Genomic DNA, 1,519 nt, shown 5'->3' with positions numbered 1-1,519 from the left:
TACCGGAAAAGTTTTATAAGTCTTTGATTTTGGCTTTTGAGAAATTCAAAAATACGAACCAAATAATTACATAAGCAATTGATATGATGACAAACGACGTTTTAAAGAAACACGAAAAATCCCAATCATTATACAAAAAGAGTAGGTATAAAAAGAATTGTAGCAAAAAGGCTTCTAAAAGATGAAAAATATAAAGAACCCTGTTTTGAAGTAGTTTTTCGGTATCGGTGGTAGGGTCAGCCAGTGATGCCATATAAACCAACCGAAAGGTTAGAAAAATCAACATCACAAACCATACAAACGAAATCAAAAACAAGAAAATATACTGAATATAAACAGCAGGTAGTTTTTCAATAAAAAAAGAATTTGAAAGACTATAAAAAGCTAAAAACCAAAAAGAGAATACAATTAAAAACAGAAAAAACAAAGTCCATTCAAGGGCTGTAAGCAGTTTTTTGAGTGCTTTTAAAAATTTGTGAGACAATTTCATAATAATAAACGTTAAACTAAACCGCAAAAATAACCAAAAAACCAATGAAAAATTTTGTAAAACCAAAAAATAGCCGTATGTTTGCAGTGTTGTTCGCCAAACGACGATTTTATGCCTTTATAGTAGGAGCGTTTTTTTATGCTTTTACTGCAAGTATTGTAGCTAATAATATAGGCTATCAAACTCCATTAGAGAATTGCTCTACTGTAAAGTATAGTAATTGTTGTTTGGCGACAACGGAGGGCGATAGCCTTTCTTATATCCATATAGTAACAAATAATTTTCGTCTCAAAATGCCAAACAACGCGAAAATTACAAATCCTGTGAAAAATAGTAACGGGATAGGTACGCCCTACGGAGCGAAATCCGTGCTTTCTGCTACCCAAACCAATAACAACGGTTGCAACATTTCGGGTAACGTAAAATCCATCAAAATTATTAACGGCATCAGTGCTGAGCAGTTACAAACGGTTATCAAAACCTTGTTTAAAGAGTTCATTGATAGCGGGTTGGTAACGGTGTTGTCTAACCCTAAAAACGACACGTTATGAGCCTTTCACTTTCATTTTTTAGAGGCGAAATCATTCGCCATTTAAACGAAATCGGCGTTAAAGAGGTCGTTACCCGCAGTGAAAAAGGGGGTATTACGTTTATTTTCTTCTTTAATGATTTTCAAATATTTAACGAATTAGACAAACGTGTACCGGCGGGTTATTTTATCAGTTTTTACCAACTTAAAGAGGTTGGTTTCAGCTGCGAACTGACCTATTATTATAACAATCACTTTGAACGACAAATACAAAGTATGTACCTAAACAGTTTACAATTATCATAATTTCAGGAGGTAAGGAAGCGAAAGGGCGTTATGCAAGTTGCAAATTCGTAACGCTCTGCTTCTTTAAAAGTCAGAAAGTGGCTAAAATCCTTAAATTTTAAAACCCTATACTTTCTACTTTTCTAGCCTCCTAAATAAAAAAAACTCCTGAAAATGAACGATTACAAATACACACCTGAAAAACTATACGAAGC

At 33.5% G+C, this 1,519-nt stretch carries 3 protein-coding genes; 2 read left to right on the top strand and 1 reads right to left on the bottom strand.

The window, feature by feature from the left end; all coding sequences use genetic code 11:
• Positions 1–13: 13 nt before the first annotated feature.
• Positions 14–490 (bottom strand): hypothetical protein, encoded by a 477-nt coding sequence (locus Q4D72_RS12125; RefSeq protein WP_303078205.1) that lies wholly within the window; start codon positions 488–490, stop codon positions 14–16.
• A 293-nt stretch (positions 491–783) separates the two neighbouring features.
• Here Q4D72_RS12125 and Q4D72_RS12120 point away from each other — a divergent pair, with 293 nt between their 5' ends.
• Positions 784–1,041 carry a hypothetical protein gene (locus Q4D72_RS12120; protein WP_303078203.1) on the top strand — a complete coding sequence of 86 codons (258 nt, stop codon included), beginning with the start codon at positions 784–786 and terminating at the stop codon, positions 1,039–1,041.
• A complete protein-coding gene (locus Q4D72_RS12115) occupies positions 1,038–1,325 on the top strand; it encodes a hypothetical protein (RefSeq protein ID WP_303078201.1) in 288 nt (95 codons plus the stop codon). The genes Q4D72_RS12120 and Q4D72_RS12115 overlap by 4 nt, the downstream gene beginning before the upstream one ends.
• Positions 1,326–1,519 lie beyond the last annotated feature (194 nt).

This window comes from Capnocytophaga sp. (assembly GCF_030532915.1).
Classification (GTDB): domain Bacteria; phylum Bacteroidota; class Bacteroidia; order Flavobacteriales; family Flavobacteriaceae; genus Capnocytophaga.
Note: the sequence above shows the minus strand (reverse complement) of the source record. Positions and strands in the feature narration are given on the sequence as shown.

Coding starts and splice junctions, on each gene's coding strand:
- Q4D72_RS12120 (WP_303078203.1), top strand. CDS start 784: ATGCCAAACAACGCGAAAATTACAAATCCTGTGAAAAATAGTAACGGG.
- Q4D72_RS12115 (WP_303078201.1), top strand. CDS start 1,038: ATGAGCCTTTCACTTTCATTTTTTAGAGGCGAAATCATTCGCCATTTA.
- Q4D72_RS12125 (WP_303078205.1), bottom strand. CDS start 490: ATGAAATTGTCTCACAAATTTTTAAAAGCACTCAAAAAACTGCTTACA.